This window comes from Nocardia cyriacigeorgica GUH-2 (assembly GCF_000284035.1).
GTDB lineage: Bacteria > Actinomycetota > Actinomycetes > Mycobacteriales > Mycobacteriaceae > Nocardia > Nocardia cyriacigeorgica_B.
The window spans coordinates 4,708,498-4,725,155 of sequence record NC_016887.1 but is presented as its reverse complement, the minus strand read 5'-3'; the positions used below and the strand labels follow the sequence as shown (position 1 = coordinate 4,725,155).

Sequence of the window (16,658 nt, the reverse complement as noted above, 5' to 3'; positions counted from 1 at the left end):
CACTTCCGGAAACCGTTGTGTCACACGTCCGAAACATCTCACCCACATATGCCGTGCAGCGTGAGCAACCGTTGATTTGACGGTCATTTTCGGCAGCATTTCGGCAATACCCGTTTCCTACCGTGGGGCCAACCGATTTTGGGAGGCCCTGTTGTTGAGCACGCTGACGCGTAACCGCAACCTCGAGCATTGGGATGCCGAGGATGTCGCGGCCTGGGAAGCAGGCGGCAAGGACATCGCCAAGCGCAATCTGATCTGGTCGGTGGTCGCCGAGCACATCGGCTTCTCGGTGTGGTCGATCTGGTCGGTGATGGTGCTGTTCATGCCGCAGGAGACCTTCGGCATCGACCCGGCGGGCAAGTTCTTCCTCGCGGCGGTGCCGACCCTGGTCGGCGGGTTGCTCCGGATCCCTTACACCGTGGCCACCGCCCGCTTCGGCGGACGCAATTGGACCATCTTCAGCGCGTTTATGCTGCTCATCCCCACACTGCTGACGTTGTACTTCATCAATCAGCCGGGCACCTCGTACACCACGTTCTTGATCGTGGCCGCGTTCGCAGGCTTCGGTGGCGGCAACTTCGCCTCCTCGATGACCAACATCAATGCCTTCTATCCGCAGCGGCTCAAGGGCTGGGCGCTGGGACTGAACGCAGCGGGCGGCAATATCGGCGTCCCGGTCATCCAGCTGCTCGGTCTGCTGGTGCTGGCCACCCTCGGCGACGGCTACGGCTCGCTGATCTGCGCGGTCTACCTGGTGCTCGTCGCGCTGTCCGGTCTCGGGGCCGCGCTGTTCATGGACAACCTGAAGAACCAGAAGGCCGACCTGTCCTACATGTTGACGGCGTTGAAGGTGCCGCAGTCGTGGGCGATCGCCTTCCTCTACATCGGCACCTTCGGTTCGTTCATCGGGTACAGCTTCGCCTTCGGCCAGATCCTGCAGATCAGCTTCAAGGCCGGCGGCGACACCGTCGCGCAGGCCGCCGTGCATGCCGCCTCGATCGCCTTCATCGGCCCGCTGCTGGGTTCGCTGGCCCGCCCCTACGGCGGCAAGCTGGCCGACCGGATCGGCGGCAGCAAGGTCACCATCGTCGTCTTCGGCGCGATGATGGCCGCCGCCCTCGTCGTCGGGCTGGCGAGCATGATGGCCGACAGCAACGGCGGTGTGGCCGACGGCAGCGTGATGACCATCATGGTTATCGGCTTCATCGCGCTGTTCATTCTCTCCGGGTTCGGCAACGGCGCGGTCACCAAGATCATCCCGTCGGTGTTCGACGCCAAGTCCAAGAGCCTGGACGCGAGCCCGGCCGAGCAGGCCGCCTGGTCGCAGAACACCTCGGGTGCGCTGATCGGTTTCGTCGGCGCCATCGGTGCGCTCGGCGGCGTCGGCATCAACCTGGTGCTGCGCTCGTCCTACGCCTCCACACAGTCCGCGACCACCGCCTTCTGGGTGTTCATGGGCTTCTACGTGGCCTGCGCCATCGTCACCTGGGCAGTGTTCCTGCGCAGGCCGAGCCTGCGGGTCCGCGAATCCGGCGCCGACGTCGTGGTCGAGGCCGAGGCCCTGGTCCTGGAAGCCGAGGCCGCCAACTCCACCACCCGGTCCACCAACTCGTCGGCCCGCGCCTGACACCGATCATCCACGGAGGACAGTCATGAACTCGACAGTCGAACCCACTCAGCGCAAGACCGTGGTGGTCGCAGGCCATGGCATGGTCGGTCACCGGTTCGTGGAGGCGCTGCGCTCCCGCGACGAGGCCGGCCAGTGGCAGGTCGTGATCCTCAGCGAGGAGAAGCTGGCCGCCTACGACCGCGTCGGACTGTCGTCCTACGTCGGCGCCTGGGACGCGAGCGCGCTCGCGCTGCCCGGTAACGAGTACGCCGGTGACGATCTGGTCGAGCTGCGGCTGGGCCAGCGGGCCGAATCCATCGACCGGGCCGCCCGCAAGATCACCACCTCCACCGGTGAGACCATCGGCTACGACGCGCTGGTACTGGCCACCGGCTCCTACGCCTTCGTGCCGCCGGTGCCCGGCCACGACAGCGAGGGCTGCTTCGTCTACCGCACCCTCGACGATCTCGATGGCATCCGTGACACCGCCGCGGCGGCCGGTCCGGGTGCGCACGGTGTGGTCGTCGGTGGTGGTCTGCTGGGCCTGGAGGCGGCCAACGCGCTGCGCCTGCTGGGCATGACCCCGCACGTGGTCGAGTTCGCCGACCGGCTGATGCCGGCCCAGGTCGACGCCGGCGGTGGCGCCATCCTGGAGAAGCTGGTCTCCGATCTGGGCCTGCACGTGCACACCGGTGTCGGCACCTCCTCGATCGAAACCGTCGACGGCGCCGACCCGGCCACCAAGCTGAAGGTCACCCTGTCCGACGAGAGCACCATCGATGCCGCGATGGTGGTGTTCTCCGCCGGTATCCGCCCGCGCGACGAGATCGCCCGCGAGGCCGGCCTCGAGGTGGGCCCGCGCGGCGGCATCATCACCGACCTGGGCTTGCAGACCTCCGACCCGAACATCTACGCCGTCGGTGAGTGCGCCGCGGTCGAGGGCGTCTGCTACGGCCTGGTGGCGCCCGGCTACACCACCGCCGAGATCGTGGCCGACCGGCTGCTCGGCGGGGCGGGGGAGTTCCCCGGCGCCGATATGTCCACCAAGCTGAAGCTGCTCGGCGTCGACGTCGCCAGCTTCGGTGACGCGCACGGCACCACCGAGGGCGCGTTGTCGGTGGTGCTGCACGACGCCGCCAAGGGCACCTACGCCAAGCTGGTCATCTCCGATGACGCGCAGACCCTGCTCGGCGGCATCCTGGTCGGCGACGCCTCCCAGTACGCGGCCCTGCGCCCGCTGGTCGGCCGCCCGCTGCCGGCCGAGCCCGCCGCGCTGATCTCCCCGGCCGGTGCCGAACTCGGCGCCGACGCCCTGCCCGACGACGCGCAGATCTGCTCCTGCAACAACGTCAGCAAGGGCGCCATCTGCGGCGCGATCGCCGAGGGCGCCTGCGATATCGCCGGCGTCAAGAGCTGCACCAACGCGGGCACCTCGTGTGGTGGCTGTGTGCCGATGATCAAGAAGCTGCTCGAGCAGTCCGGCGTGGAGATGTCGAAGGCGCTGTGCGAGCACTTCGAACAGTCGCGCGCCGAACTGTTCGACATCGTCCAGGTCACCGGCATCCGCACCTTCTCCGAGCTGATCGGCAAGTACGGCACGGGCACCGGCTGCGATATCTGCAAGCCGACGGTGGCCTCCATCCTGGCCTCGACCTCGAGCGATCACATCCTCGACGGCGAGCAGGCCGCATTGCAGGACACCAACGACCACTTCCTGGCCAACCTGCAGAAGAACGGCACCTACTCGGTGGTGCCGCGGATGCCCGGTGGTGAGGTCACCGCCGAGCAGCTGATCGTGATCGGTGAGGTGGCCAAGGAATTCGACCTCTACGTCAAGGTCACCGGTGGTCAGCGCATCGACCTGTTCGGCGCGCGGGTCGATCAGCTGCCGCTGATCTGGAAGCGCCTGGTCGACGCGGGCATGGAATCCGGTCACGCGTACGGCAAGTCGCTGCGCACGGTCAAGAGCTGCGTGGGTTCGACCTGGTGCCGCTACGGCCAGCAGGATTCGGTCGGCATGGCCGTACTGCTGGAGAAGCGCTACCGCGGCTTGCGCTCGCCGCACAAGCTGAAGCTGGCCGTCTCGGGCTGTGCCCGCGAGTGCGCGGAGGCGCGCGGTAAGGACGTCGGCGTCATCGCCACCGAGAACGGCTGGAACCTCTACGTCGGCGGAAACGGCGGCCTCACCCCGAAGCACGCGGTGCTGCTGGCCGGCGAGCTCGACGACGAGACGCTGATCTCCTACATCGACCGCTACTTGATGTTCTACATCCGCACCGCCGACCGGCTGCAGCGCACCGCGCCGTGGCAGGAATCGCTGGAAGGCGGCATCGACTACGTCAAGCAGGTCGTCTGCGAGGACAGCCTCGGCATCGCCGCCGACCTGGAAGCGGCCATGGCCAAGCATGTGGCCGGTTACCGCGACGAATGGGCCGCGGTGCTCGAGGACGAGGACAAGCTCTCGCGCTTCGTGTCCTTCGTCAACGCGCCCGAAGAAGCCGACCCGACCATCTCGTTCGACGACAGCGGCGAGCGGAAGGTGCCGGTGCTGCTCGGGCTGCCCGACATGCCCGGAGGCGGCAGCGGAGCGTAACCACGGAGGGCGTGGCGGGCAGGCCGCGACGGGGCAGCCTGCCGGATATGCCCGCCGCAACTGCTACGCCCGGGAAATGACTGCTTAACCGCGAGGAAACAGGGCGCCGGTACCAATGAGTAAGGCGTTTGGAGGAGAACCCCGATGACCGTGATCGAAACCACCGGCATTGCCCCGGCCACCACCGGATGGACCCAGGCCTGCCGTCTCGACTACCTGATCCCAGGCCGCGGCGTTGCGGTGTTGCTGAAGGGCGGCCGCCAGGCCGCACTGTTCCTGCATTCCGACGGCGCGGTGTACGCCGTCGGCAATATCGATCCGTTCGGCCGGGCCGCGGTGATGTCGCGCGGCATCATCGGCGACCGCGGCGGTGTGCCCGTGGTGGCTTCGCCGCTGCTCAAGCAGGCGTTCTCGCTGATCGACGGCCGCTGCCTGGACGATGAGTCGGTGTCGCTGCCGGTCTACCGGGTGCGCGTCGACGACGGCATCGTCTCGGTGTCGAATGAACCCGTCGTCGGCGGTACGGACATGGACGGATCGGCATGACGACTCCCGACGCGGGCGCGTCGCTCGCGGGCTTCACGGTCGGAGTCACGGCCGCCCGGCGTTCCGAAGAGTTCGCCACCCTGCTCACCCGGCGCGGCGCGACCATCATGTCCGCGCCCGCCATCCGCATCATCCCGCTGGCCGACGACAACGAACTGGAACGGGTCACCCGCCGGCTCGTCGACGATCCGCCGCAGATCACCGTCGCCACCACCGGTATCGGTTTCCGCGGCTGGATGGAGGCCGCCGAAGGCTGGGGCCTGGCCGAACAGCTGCGCGCCACGCTGGCGTGCACCCGGGTGGTGGCCCGCGGCCCGAAGGCCAAGGGCGCCATCCGCGCTGCCGAACTGCGCGAGGAATGGTCGCCGGCGTCGGAGTCCTCGGCCGAGGTGCTCGACCACCTGCTGGCCGAAGGCGTGGAAGGTGTGCGCATCGCGGTGCAGCTGCACGGCGCGACCACCGAATGGGAGCCGGTTCCCGACTTCTGCGAGGTATTGCGTTGCGCCGGCGCCGATGTGGTGCCGGTGCCGGTGTATCGCTGGACCCCGCCCGCCGATCAAGGCCCGATGGATCAGCTGATCGAGGCCATCGTCACCTCGAACCTGGACTGCGTCACCTTCACCAGCGCGCCCGCCGTGGCGTCGATGTTGATGCGCGCCAAGGAAACCGGGATGATCGAGGGCCTGCTGCACGCCCTGCGCGGGCGGGTGCTGGCCGCCTGTGTCGGCCCGATCACCGCGGCGCCGCTGGAGGAGCTGGGGGTGCCGACGTCGATGCCCGCGCGGGCCCGGCTCGGTGCGCTGGCCCGGCACGTCGCCGAGGAACTGCCGCGGCGCGCCAACCGGATTCACGCGGCCGGGCACACCATCAGTGTGCGCGGCGGGTGTGTGGTGGTCGACGGCGTCGTCCGTCAGCTCGCGCCCGCGCCGATGTCGTTGATGCGTTCGCTGGCCCGTCAGCCCGGCCGCGTCGTGTCCCGGGAGGATCTGCTGGCGGCCCTGCCCGGCGGCGGTGACGACACCCATGCGGTGGAGACGGCGATCGCCCGTCTTCGTGCGGGTCTGGGCACGCCCAAGGCCATTCAGACCGTGGTCAAACGCGGCTACCGATTGGCGCTCGACCCGGCCGAATGTACCGACAACAACCCACGTCCCGTGGTGCCCGGAGTCGGAACGCCGACCCGGGCACCGCGCTTTGCCCAGGCGGTCACGTGGTGAGCGCGCCCGCCCTGGTGCTGGTGGCGCACGGCACCCGCAGCACTAAGGGCGTGCAGATGATCGCGAGCCTGGCCGAGGCGGTGGCGCGCGAGCTCGACCGCCCGGCCCTCGACGGCAGCGCGGAATTCGGCGGCGTGCCCCGCGTGCGCACCGCGTTCGTCGACGTCCTCGGCCCCTCGCCGTCGGAGGTGCTGCGTGATCTGGCCGACCGTGCGGAATCCGTTCCGGCCGTGGCGGTTCCGGCGTTCCTGGCCTCGGGCTACCACGTCTACCAGGACGTGCCCCGGGAGATCGCCGAGAGCGCGCACCCGTCGGTCGCGGTGACCCCGGCCATGGGCCCCGACCCGGCCCTGGCCCGGATCATGCACCTGCGCCTGCGCGCGGCGGGCTGGCGCCCCGGCGACGCGGTGGTCTTCGCGGCCGCCGGTTCCTCGGACGCCCGCGCCCGCCAGGACGTCCGCCGCGCCGCCGGCATGCTCGCCGAGAACCTCGGCACCCCGGTCCGCATCGCCTACGTCGCCACCGGCGCGCCTCGCGTGCCGGAGGTCGTCGCCGAACTGCGCGAAACCGGCGCCCAGCGTGTCTTCATCGCGTCGTACCTGCTGGCCCACGGCCTGTTCCACCAGCGCCTGCACGAGGCAGGCGCCGACGGCGTCGCCGAACCCATCGGCGTCCACCCGGCCGTGGTGCGATTGATCGTGGAGCGGTACCGGGCCGGGGCACGGGAATTGGTGCGCACCCGCGTTCGGTGAGCGAGCGGGCCCGCCTGCCTCGGGTCGCGGCCGGCGCCTGGTACTCCCGCCCACGGAGTGCAGATTCACAGGCCCGAGCCGCCGGTCGCGTCGATCACCGTGCCGGTGACCCAGCGCGCGTCGTCCGAGCCTGGCCGGCAGCGCAACGCTGAGTGCCGGACCGACACGCTCGGCGAACACGCCGGTCGTTGCGGAGGGCACGCCGCGACCCCGTGGTAGAAACCAACCATGTACCGGCTCCCGCGATGCCTGGTGTCCCTGCTCGCGCTCGGCGCGTTCCTGCTACCCACCGCCGTGGTGGCGGTGATCTTTCCCGCTCCCGCCACCGCCGCCCCCGGTGCTTCCGCGATCCTCTCGGTCCGGCCGCTGGGTGGTCGTGAACTGGAGGTGGTGGTGCACTCGGCGGCCATGAACCGGCCGATCACGCTGTGGATGTCACATCCGGGCGCGGGTGCGCCGACGCTGTATCTGCTGAACGCGGTGGACGGCGGCGAGGACGGCGGGCCGTGGACGCGGCGCACCGATGTGGCGCAATTCTTCTCGGACAAACACGTCAATGTGGTGGTGCCGATGGGCGGGCGGGCCAGCTACTACACCGACTGGCTCGCCGACGACCCGGTGCTCGGCCGCAATCAGTGGGAGACGTTCCTGAGCCGCGAGTTGCCGCCGCTGCTGGCCGAGCGGTTCCAGACGACGGGACGCAATGCCGTTGCGGGACTGTCGATGTCGGCCACCTCGGCGCTGAACCTGGCGATCCGCTCGCCCGGCCTCTACCAGGCGGTCGGCGCGTTCAGCGGCTGCACCCGCACCAGTGATCCGATGGCGGTGGCCACCGTGTTCACCCAGCTCGGCGTGTTCGGTGCCAATGCCGCCAATATGTGGGGTCCGCCAGGGCATCCGGCCTGGGCCGAGCACGATCCGATGCTGCACCTGGACCGGTTGCGCGGGCTCGCGGTCTACGTCTCCTCCGGTAACGGCGGCCCGGGCGTGCACGAAACCCTCGCCTCGCCCGATATCAACGGCAATCCGATCAAGCTGGCCGATCGCATGCTCGTCGGCGGTGCGATGGAGGCCTTCGTGAGCGGGTGCACCCGCCCACTGGTGGACAGCCTCGCCGCGCAGCGCATCCCGGCGACAGTGAACCTGCGGCCGGGCACGCATGCCTGGCAGTACTGGCAGGACGATATGCACCAGTCGTGGTCGGTGTTCGCCCCCGCGCTCGGGGTGTAGGAGGCCGCCTCACTCCCAGGCGAAACGGGGCTGCTCGATGTGATCGACCCTGGTATGCCGCCGATGCAGCGCCACCTCACGGAACTGATACATGATCGCCGCGGTCGGCGCGTGCAGGTGACCGCCGAGCAGCGGCAGCCGGATCAGCGGCCGATCGGACCCGTCGATGCGGGCGAACTCGGGCGCGACATCGAGTTCGGTGAATGAAATCCGGTGCACGACCGCCACTTCGGCCGGGTTCGGTCGCAGGTCCGGATCGGCGCCCGCCCACACCACCACCGGCGTCATGAGGTAGCCGGATCTGGTCGGGTAGTCGTCGAGTAGGCCGAGGACGTCGGAGTGTTGCAGTTCGACACCGAGTTCCTCGTGCAGTTCGCGCAGGGCCGCCGCGATCGTGTCCTCACCGGCGTCCAGCCGCCCACCGGGGAGGGCGAACTGTCCGGCATGGGCCCGCAGTGTCGGTGCCCGTTCGGTCAGCCACATTCCGAGTCCGTCCGGGCCGGTCACGATGGCGATGGCCACTGCGGCGGGTTTGTAGCCGTTCGGTTCGACGGCTCGGCGCGGGAACAGGCTCAGTGCGTCGGCCAGTGCGGATCGGGTGTCGTCATCGGACCGTTTCGCCCATGGCTTCGCGCCGCTGTCGGACATCCGCGCACCTCATCACGTATGGATCGTCGTGGCCGGCCGGTGACCGGTATTCATCCGACGATAGCGCCGGCCGAATCCAGCCCGGCAACCCAGCCGCTCACTGTGCGGGAGGTGCGCGTGCGCCGATCAGATCGTCAGCAGGTCGTCTTCGTCCAGGCGCACCCGAGTGCCGAACGGCGCGCTGATGTCCGCGAGCCGATCCCGTAACCAGCGCGTGTGCGTGCCGCCCGCGCGGCGCAACTGAATCCGGCGCACACACAGCGGGAGCATCCGCACGGTGGTCCCGCCGTCGACGGTGACCAGATACAACAGGCGCAGCTCCGGCCGATACGACTCGTGCCCGCCGATGCCCTCATAGTCATCGATGACGTCGCCGCAGCCGTACAGGATCGCCTTACCGCGATACACCTCGATCGGCCGGGGATGGTGCGCCGAATGCCCGTGCACGATATCGACCCCCGCCTCGATCAACCGGCGCGCGAATTCCTGTTCGCTCCTGCTGATTCCGTAACCCCAATTGGGTCCCCAATGCACCGACACGATCAGCACGTCCCCGGTGCGCCGATGCGCCGACAGCTCGGCGGCGATCTCCTCGGCGCCACGCGCACCGGGATGATCGATCCACCACAGTCCGGGCCGGTCCGCACCCGCCGCCCACGACCTGGGCACACCGCTGGATCGGGCGCCCACGGAGACGACCAATGCCCGGCGCCCGTTGCTGAGCGGCAGGATCGCGGGGGTGCGGGCGGTTGCCAGATCCCGGCCCGCACCCACCGCCTGCACGTGCGCGCCGGCCAAGGTATCGAGGGTGTCGAGCAGACCCGGCCGCCCGAAATCGAGGGCGTGGTTGTTGCCGAGCGCGCAGGCGCTGGGCGCGATCGCGGTGAGCGCCCCGATATTGCCCGGATGCATCCGGTAGTGGATGCCTTTGTCCGGGTCGAAGTCGCCGTCGGCGGTGATCGCGGTTTCCAGATTGAGGAGGCGGAGATCGGGTGCGAGGTCGTCGAGGACGCGCGGCACCTCGCCCCACGGCCAGTCGACGGCGACCGGGCGCGGAATGGGGCCGTTCACCCGCTCCGCCGCTTCGACGTAGCTTCGGGCGTCGTGCACCCACGGCTCGCGCAGCTCCGGGCGGCCAGGTCGGGGCAGGATCTGGTCGACGCCACGACCGAGCATGACGTCGCCGCCCAGCAGGACCGTGACCGGCATGCGCCCGCCGGTCAGTCCAGGTCGTTGGCGGTCGGATGCAGCGGCTCATAGAGGCCGATCTCGCCCGCGCCCGGCACCGTCACCCTGGTGACCCGGCCCCAGCCGGCCTCCTCGACGTCGTCGGCGACCTCGACGCCCTTGGCTCGCAGGTCGGCGATGGTGGCGGCCAGGTCGTCGCACATCAGGTACATCTCGGTGCGGCCGCCGTCGCCCGGTCCGGTCGGGTGCACGGCCAGCTCGGCGGGCGGGGATTTGAAGATCAGCCAGCCGTGCCCGGCATCCACATGGGCCAGGCCGAGCACGTCACGGAAGAACGCGCGCGCGGCCTCGGCGTCACTGGCGTAGATGATGGAATGCGCTCCGGTGATCATGTCGAAACGCTATCAGTGCGAGAGATAGTTGTGGTCCGGTCCGGCCGGCGCGGAATCCCGAGAAAATCTCTCGGAAAAATTCGCCGAGATGTGTCGAGAGGCTCGTCGTGGCTCCGACTACCGGATGACAGCACGTCACAGCGAGCAGAGGAGAACACCATGTCCAGCATCACTACCTTCCTGTGGTTCGACAACGCGGCCGAAGAAGCCGGCACCTTCTACGCGTCCGTGGTGCCGAATTCGCGGGTGGTCGATATCAGCCGCACTGCCGACGGCTCGGCCTTCATCGTCGAGCTCGACCTCGACGGTCACGCGGTCACCCTGATGAACGGCGGGCCGGGCCACCCGCACACCGACGCCGCCTCGCTGCAGATCGTGGTCGATACCCAAGAGGAGGTCGACCGGCTGTGGGAGCTGCTCACCGAGGGCGGCGAACCCGGGCCGTGCGGCTGGCTCACCGACCGCTACGGATTGTCCTGGCAGGTGGTGCCTCGGGTGCTGAGCAAGCTGATGAGTGGCGACGATCCCGCCAAGACCATCGCCGTCGGCACGGCCCTGCGCACCATGTCCAAGCTCGATGCCCAGGCTTTGCAGGACGCCTACGACCGCGCCTGAGCTGCCGTCAGGTCCCGGACCCGCGCTCGATCGGGTCCGGGATGTCGGTGCCCGGGTCCACACTGTGACCCATGGCATACGACGAGGAATTGGCCGAACGCATCCGCGACCTCATCGCACCCGGCCCGACCGTCGCCGAACGCAAGATGTTCGGCGGGCTGTCGTTCCTGTTCGACGGCAATATGACGCTGGCCGTCAGCGGGAAGGGCGGGCTGCTGGTCCGGGTCGGTCCGCAACTATGCGAACAGCTCATCGACGACGACGCGGTTCAGCAGGCGGTGATGGGTTCCCGGGAGATGACGGGGTGGGTGCGGGTGTCCGCGACCCACGTCGAGGACGACACCCGGCTGCGCGAATGGGTCGACCGGGGAGTCGGGTTCGCCCGCTCGCTCCCGCCGAAGGAGTGAGCGGGCGGCCTCACCCTGCCAGGGCCAGGACCCGGCCGTCCCGATTCGGCCAGCGCGGGTGCTCGGCATCGATGACGAACTCGTGCGTGTGCTGGTAGAGCCGGTCGCTCACCCGCACGGCGTCGGTCAGCCGGGCCGGATCGATGCTGCCCACTTCGTGCAGGTGGGTGATCACCGCGGGATCGTGCCGCGGCCAGGCGCGCAGCGCGACGGCGAGGCCGACGGCGGCGAATCCGGCCAGGGTGGCCCAGGTCAGAGTGAAACCTGCTGTGGTGCTGAGCCATCCGGTGATCGGGTAGGTGATCAACCAGGCCACGTGCGACAGCGAGAACTGTGCCGCGAACAGGGCCGGGCGGTCGGCCGGACGCGAGGAGCGCCGCAACACCTGACCCGTGGGCGTCAGCACCGCGGCGGTGCCCGCGCCGATCAGCGTCCAGACCGCGAGCACCGCGCCCCAACGCCATTCGCCGCCGGCGGCCGTCGACAGGGCGATGGCCGCACCCAGTCCGGCGAGCAGACCGGCGGCGCCGGCCAGCATGACCGGGCGGGCGCCGACGCGGTCCAACGCCCGGGGTAGCGACAGCGCGATGAGCATGGTGCCGAACCCGTTGGCGGCCAGCAACATCGCCACACCGGACTGCGTACCGCCCAGGGTGTCGCGCACGTAGTTCACGGTGTTGACCATGACCACCGAACCCGCGGCGGCCACCACCAGGTTCAGGCCGAGCAGCCCGCGCAGCCGTGGCGTCGCGGCGAAGATCTTCATGCCCACCGAGATCCGGTCCACGAAGGAACCGCCGTCGGTGGCGCCCGCCTCCGGTATCCGCGTGACGATCACCAGCAGCGCCGAGGCGACGAAACCGATCGCGGTACCGACGAACAGCCAGTGGAAGCTGACCAGCGCCAGCGCCGCCGCGGCGAGCAGCGGGCTGAGCAGGGTCTCCATCGTGGCGGCCAGCTGGGCGGCCGACAGCGCCCGGGTGTACTGGCGCTCATCGGGCAGGATGTCGGGAATGATCGCCTGGTAGGTCGGGGTGTAGGCGGCCGAGGCGGTTTGCAGCACCGCGATCAGGACGTAGATCTGCCAGATCTGGTCGATGAACGGCAGCGCCAGCACCACCAGCGCGCGGATCACATGGAGTCCGACCAGGAACGTCCGGCGCGGGAGCCGGTCGGCGTAGGCGCCGACGATCGGCGCGACCGTCACGTACACCAGCATCTTGATGGTGAGCGCGATGCCGAGTACCGCCGCCGCGTCGGCGCCGGCGAGTTCGTAGGCGAGCAGGCCGAGCGCCACGGTGGTGAGCCCGGTGCCGAACAGCGCGGACACCTGGGCGGTGAACAACCGCAGATAGTCGCGGTTGGCGAACAATGAGGTGATCATCGGACTCCTGCTTCCTACGAGGTCTATTATCTACGTATGGATGCAGATAGCAAGAAACTGCCGCCACGTATTCCCGACGACGAACTGGACCTGGTCGTGGAGATCTTCCGCATGCTCGCCGACGGCACCCGGATCAAGGTGCTCTGGGCCCTGACCAGCGGCGAACTGTCGGTCAACGAACTGGCCGAGTACGTCGAGAAGCCCGCCGCCTCGGTATCCCAGCACCTGGCCAAACTCCGGATGGCCCGCCTGGTCCGCACCCGCCGCGCGGGCACCACGGTGTACTACAGCATCGAAAACGACCACGTCCGGCAGGTGGTGATCGATGCGATCCACAACGCCGAGCACGCGGGCTCAGGAGTGCCCCCGCACCACCGCGCGGATCCCGCCGTGCCGTCGATCACGCATCGGGTCGTCGATCGGGACCGATAGCGGTGGTGCAGACACGCCGCACGCCATTGACCGCGAAATCGCGATCACTGACGGAGGTGAAGGCTCCGACGTCGTCGACAGGCCCGTCAGGGAGGACCGGACGCATGCGCCGCGGCGCCGCGGGGTGAGTCTCGCGACGTAACCCGAAGCCGGTCCGGTCGGTCGGCCTACCTACCGCCAGCGTTCCGGGGTCACCGGCGAATCCCAGGCCCGCGAGTAGCGGCGCTTGTCCGGGGCGGCGACTTCCTTGCTGCGGTACACCACGTACGGCCGCACCAGGTAGCCGATGGGTGCACTGAACATGTGGACCAGGCGCGTGTAGGGCCACAGCGCCACCAGGGTCAGCACGACCAGGCCGTGCAGCTGGAAGGGCCAGGGGGTGTCGACCATCAGTTCGGGCTGCGGGTTGAGGGTGAACAGGCTGCGGAACCAGGGGGAGACGGTTTCGCGGTAGTTGTAGGTGCCGAAGATCAGGTTGGCGCCCCAGGTGTTCATCAGACCGGTCACCAGTGCGGCGGTGAGCAGGGCGTACATCAGCTTGTCGTTGGCCGTGGTGGCCTTGCGGACCGCGGTCACGGTGAAGCGGCGGTAGAGCAGGATGCCGACGCCGGCCAGCACCGACAGCCCGGCCACCGAACCCGCGCCCACAGCGATCAGGTGATAGGTGTGCTCACTGATGCCGACGGCCTCGGTCCACGATTCGGGGATGAGCACACCGAGCACATGACCGCCGAACACGCCGACCATGCCGAAGTGGAACAGGGGACTGCCCAGCCGCAGCAGACGGCTCTCGTAGACCTGCGAAGACCGTGTGGTCCAGCCGAATTGATCGTTGCGGTAGCGCCAGATGTGGCCGAGCACGAACGAGGTGAAGGCGATGTAGGGCAGGATCAGCCACAGTTCGGTCGGCAGGTTCAGGGGAGTGTTCATCGACGGCCTTCGGCTTGTTCGAACATCGTGGGATCCATGGCGAAGGGGTCGAGCCCGACCTCTTCCTCCGGCGGTCCCTGGGCGGCGAGTTCGGCGATCTTGCGCCGGTCGGCCGTGGTCAGCGGCGGCAGGGTGGCGACGACGGCCGCGAGCACTCCCGCATACGCCGAACCGCTGTCCGACAACGACAACCGCAGCAGCTCCAGTACCGGCACGTGCTCACCGAGCAGGCGCTCACCGCCGATCGGGTCGACCGTGGCCGCGAACTCCAGCAGCACCGGCAGGTGGTCGGGCAGTTCCTCGTCGCCGAGTTCGACCCCGGCGTGCCGGTAGGCGTGCTTGAACCGCAACAGCGCCATCCCGCGTTTGCGGGTATCGCCGTAGGCGTAGAAGGTCAGGTGCAGGCTGGCGCGCCTGCGCATGTCGAAGGTTTCCACGTACTGCGCGGCCAGTTCCAGCGCCGGCGTCGTCCGCAGATGCAGCACCACGGCCTCGAGCTGCGAGCGCACCGGTTCGGGCAGCTGCGCCACCGCGTCGGCCAGCTGGTCGAGCACCTTCAATGTGTCCGCGCTCGGGTAGTCGAGCAGCAGTGCGGCGGTGCGCCACACCAGGCGACGGTCGCGATCACTCAGGGCGACAACGGGTTCCGGACGACGCCGGATCTTCAGCAGCGCCATTTCGGACCTCCGGTCATCGGCGGCCGTGCCGCCGGACGCGGCTGCGGGTGACGGCTGGAGGTCGCGGGAACCACCGCGTGGGCGCCGCCGGTCGACGACCACGCGAGCCACATCGGCCGCGACGCCTGTGCACCGGCGAGGTAGTGCACCCGGCCCGGTGCCCAGCTGCGCATCGTGGTGGAAGCGCTGGTCGCGGCGCGGCACAGCGGCTCTCGGCGGATCATTGCCGTCCGCCCGTCGCGCTGCCCGCGGTGTCGGCGAGCTCATCGCCTGCGGCGCCGTCGACGCCACTGCCGTTGGCCCCGTTCCCCGCCGCCCCATTCACCGCGTGCCCGTTTCCGGCCGAGCCGTTGCGGGTCGAGCTGTTTCCGGTCGAGCTGTTTCCGGCCGAGCCGTCGCCGGCCGAGCCGTCGCCGGCCGAACCGTTCCCCGCAGCCCCGTTCCCGTTCGCGCTGGGCAGCAGCCCCGAAGTGCTCTTCCCATCCCAGTTCAACAGATTGATCCGCCCCGACTTCTCCTCGGGCGCAGCCGCATTGGTGTCGGTGAGGCTGAACTTCTCCACCATCTGGTCGAACGCCGTCATGCCGGGTCCGCCGTCGGTGTCGAGCGAGCAGCCGGTGGCCAGCGAATCCAGTTCGTGCGCCTTGGAGGTCGCGCCCTGCGGGATGACGTAGCGGTGCTCGTATTTGGCGATGGCCAGCAGCCGGTACATCGCCTCGATCTCTTCCGGCTCCAACCGCACCGACGGCGCGATCGACGGATCCGGCTCCATCCCGAGGTTCACCGACCGCATGAACGAGCGCATGGCCGCCAACCGCTGCAACGACGCCCGCACCGGGCCGATCTCGCCCGCGGTGAACAGTTCGGCCAGGTACTCCACCGGGATGCGCAGGGCGTCGATGGCGCCGAACAGGTTGCCCACGTCCTCGGCGTCGTGGCCGGTCTCCGACAGCACGTCGACCACCGGCGACAGCGGCGGCACGTACCAGACCATCGGCATGGTCCGGTATTCCGGATGCAGTGGCAGCGCGATCTGGTAGTCGACGATCAGCTTGTAGACCGGCGAATCCTGCGCGGCCTGAATCCAATCCGGTGAGATGCCGGCGCGTTCCGCCTCGGCGATCACCCGCGGGTCGTGCGGGTTGAGGAACACACCCAGCTGCGACGGGTAGAGGTCCTTGGTGTCGGTGACCGAGGCGGCCTCGAGCACGGCGTCGGCGTCGTAGAGCATCACGCCGATGTAGCGCAGCCGGCCGACGCAGGTCTCCGAGCACACGGTCGGGATGCCGACCTCCACGCGTGGATAGCAGAACGTGCATTTCTCGGCTTTGCCGGTCTTGTGGTTGAAGTAGATCTTCTTGTACGGGCAGCCGGTGATGCACTGCCGCCAACCGCGGCATTTGTCCTGGTCGACGAGCACGATGCCGTCCTCGGCGCGCTTGTAGATCGCACCCGACGGGCACGACGCGGCACACGAAGGGTTGAGGCAGTGCTCGCAGATGCGCGGCAGGTAGAACATGAAGGTCTCTTCGAACTCCAGTTTCACCTTGTCTTCGAGCTTGCCGAGCAGCGGGTCCTTACCGACCTGCTCGGGCCCACTGCCCAGGTCGTCGTCCCAGTTGGCGCCCCAGGTGACCTTGGTGTCCTCGCCGGTGATCAGCGATTTCGGCCGGGCCACCGGGGTGGTGTCGGTGGGCGGTGAGGACAGCAGGTTGTCGTAGTCATAGCTCCACGGTTCGTAGTAATCCTCGACCGTGGGCAGGTCCGGGTTGGCGAAGATGTTGAGCAGCCGCTTCATTCGCGAACCGGACTTCAGAGTCAGCTTGCCGCGCTTGTTCAGCGCCCAGCCGCCCTTCCACTTCTCCTGGTCCTGATATTGGCGCGGGTAGCCCTGACCGGGCCGGGTCTCCACATTGTTGAACCAGACGTACTCGGTGCCGCCGCGGTTGGTCCAGGCCTGCTTGCAGGTGACCGAACAGGTGTGGCAGCCGATGCATTTGTCGAGGTTCATGACCATCGCCAGCTGTGCCATGACGCG

The 16,658-nt window shown here is 68.8% G+C and carries 16 protein-coding genes; 9 read left to right on the top strand and 7 right to left on the bottom strand.

Annotated features, from left to right (window positions below; translation table 11 throughout):
* Positions 1-151 precede the first annotated feature (151 nt).
* The 6 genes from NOCYR_RS21430 to NOCYR_RS21405 all read left to right on the top strand — a co-directional run bounded on the left by NOCYR_RS21430 (position 152) and on the right by NOCYR_RS21405 (position 7,947).
* Positions 152-1,627: a nitrate/nitrite transporter gene (locus NOCYR_RS21430; RefSeq protein ID WP_014352499.1), complete on the top strand. Its 1,476-nt coding sequence runs from the start codon at positions 152-154 to the stop codon at positions 1,625-1,627.
* A 25-nt stretch (positions 1,628-1,652) separates the two neighbouring features.
* Positions 1,653-4,202: a nitrite reductase large subunit NirB gene (gene nirB / locus NOCYR_RS21425; RefSeq protein ID WP_014352498.1), complete on the top strand. Its 2,550-nt coding sequence runs from the start codon at positions 1,653-1,655 to the stop codon at positions 4,200-4,202.
* A gap of 144 nt (positions 4,203-4,346) precedes the next feature.
* Positions 4,347-4,748 carry a nitrite reductase small subunit NirD gene (nirD, locus tag NOCYR_RS21420; protein ID WP_014352497.1) on the top strand — a complete coding sequence of 134 codons (402 nt, stop codon included), beginning with the start codon at positions 4,347-4,349 and terminating at the stop codon, positions 4,746-4,748.
* A complete protein-coding gene (locus NOCYR_RS21415) occupies positions 4,745-5,965 on the top strand; it encodes a uroporphyrinogen-III synthase (protein WP_014352496.1) in 1,221 nt (406 codons plus the stop codon). Before nirD ends, NOCYR_RS21415 begins: the two co-directional genes overlap by 4 nt.
* A complete protein-coding gene (locus tag NOCYR_RS21410; protein ID WP_014352495.1) occupies positions 5,962-6,717 on the top strand; it encodes a sirohydrochlorin chelatase in 756 nt (251 codons plus the stop codon). Before NOCYR_RS21415 ends, NOCYR_RS21410 begins: the two co-directional genes overlap by 4 nt.
* Positions 6,718-6,945: 228 nt before the next feature.
* Entirely contained in the window at positions 6,946-7,947 is a 1,002-nt protein-coding gene (locus NOCYR_RS21405) for an alpha/beta hydrolase (protein WP_014352494.1), read from the top strand.
* Positions 7,948-7,956: 9 nt separating this feature from the next.
* Here NOCYR_RS21405 and NOCYR_RS21400 read toward each other — a convergent pair whose 3' ends face one another.
* The 3 genes from NOCYR_RS21400 to NOCYR_RS21390 form a co-directional block, all read right to left on the bottom strand.
* Positions 7,957-8,595 (bottom strand): NUDIX hydrolase, encoded by a 639-nt coding sequence (locus tag NOCYR_RS21400; protein WP_014352493.1) that lies wholly within the window; start codon positions 8,593-8,595, stop codon positions 7,957-7,959.
* A gap of 126 nt (positions 8,596-8,721) precedes the next feature.
* Positions 8,722-9,819 (bottom strand): CapA family protein, encoded by a 1,098-nt coding sequence (locus NOCYR_RS21395; RefSeq protein WP_416382487.1) that lies wholly within the window; start codon positions 9,817-9,819, stop codon positions 8,722-8,724.
* A complete protein-coding gene (locus tag NOCYR_RS21390; RefSeq protein WP_014352491.1) occupies positions 9,816-10,175 on the bottom strand; it encodes a VOC family protein in 360 nt (119 codons plus the stop codon). The genes NOCYR_RS21395 and NOCYR_RS21390 overlap by 4 nt, the downstream gene beginning before the upstream one ends.
* 159 nt (positions 10,176-10,334) lie before the next feature.
* Between NOCYR_RS21390 and NOCYR_RS21385 the strand changes: the two genes are divergently transcribed.
* The gene (locus NOCYR_RS21385) at positions 10,335-10,790 is read left to right on the top strand and encodes a VOC family protein (RefSeq protein WP_014352490.1); all 456 of its coding nucleotides are present in this window, start codon (positions 10,335-10,337) and stop codon (positions 10,788-10,790) included.
* Positions 10,791-10,861: 71 nt separating this feature from the next.
* Positions 10,862-11,197: a TfoX/Sxy family protein gene (locus tag NOCYR_RS21380; RefSeq protein ID WP_014352489.1), complete on the top strand. Its 336-nt coding sequence runs from the start codon at positions 10,862-10,864 to the stop codon at positions 11,195-11,197.
* A 10-nt stretch (positions 11,198-11,207) separates the two neighbouring features.
* Here NOCYR_RS21380 and NOCYR_RS21375 read toward each other — a convergent pair whose 3' ends face one another.
* Positions 11,208-12,581, bottom strand: a complete 1,374-nt coding sequence (locus NOCYR_RS21375) for an MFS transporter (protein WP_014352488.1) — start codon at positions 12,579-12,581, stop codon at positions 11,208-11,210.
* Between the two features lie 36 nt (positions 12,582-12,617).
* Between NOCYR_RS21375 and NOCYR_RS21370 the strand changes: the two genes are divergently transcribed.
* Positions 12,618-13,013, top strand: a complete 396-nt coding sequence (locus NOCYR_RS21370) for an ArsR/SmtB family transcription factor (RefSeq protein ID WP_014352487.1) — start codon at positions 12,618-12,620, stop codon at positions 13,011-13,013.
* 171 nt (positions 13,014-13,184) lie between these two features.
* On the opposite strand, the gene narI is transcribed toward NOCYR_RS21370, so the two are convergent.
* The 3 genes from narI to narH all read right to left on the bottom strand — a co-directional run bounded on the left by narI (position 13,185) and on the right by narH (position 16,652).
* Positions 13,185-13,943, bottom strand: a complete 759-nt coding sequence (narI, locus tag NOCYR_RS21365; RefSeq protein WP_014352486.1) for a respiratory nitrate reductase subunit gamma — start codon at positions 13,941-13,943, stop codon at positions 13,185-13,187.
* Positions 13,940-14,620, bottom strand: coding sequence for a nitrate reductase molybdenum cofactor assembly chaperone (gene narJ / locus NOCYR_RS21360; RefSeq protein WP_014352485.1), 681 nt, complete (start codon positions 14,618-14,620; stop codon positions 13,940-13,942). The genes narI and narJ overlap by 4 nt, the downstream gene beginning before the upstream one ends.
* Before the next feature lie 220 nt (positions 14,621-14,840).
* Positions 14,841-16,652 (bottom strand): nitrate reductase subunit beta, encoded by a 1,812-nt coding sequence (gene narH / locus NOCYR_RS21350; RefSeq protein WP_228792692.1) that lies wholly within the window; start codon positions 16,650-16,652, stop codon positions 14,841-14,843.
* Positions 16,653-16,658 lie beyond the last annotated feature (6 nt).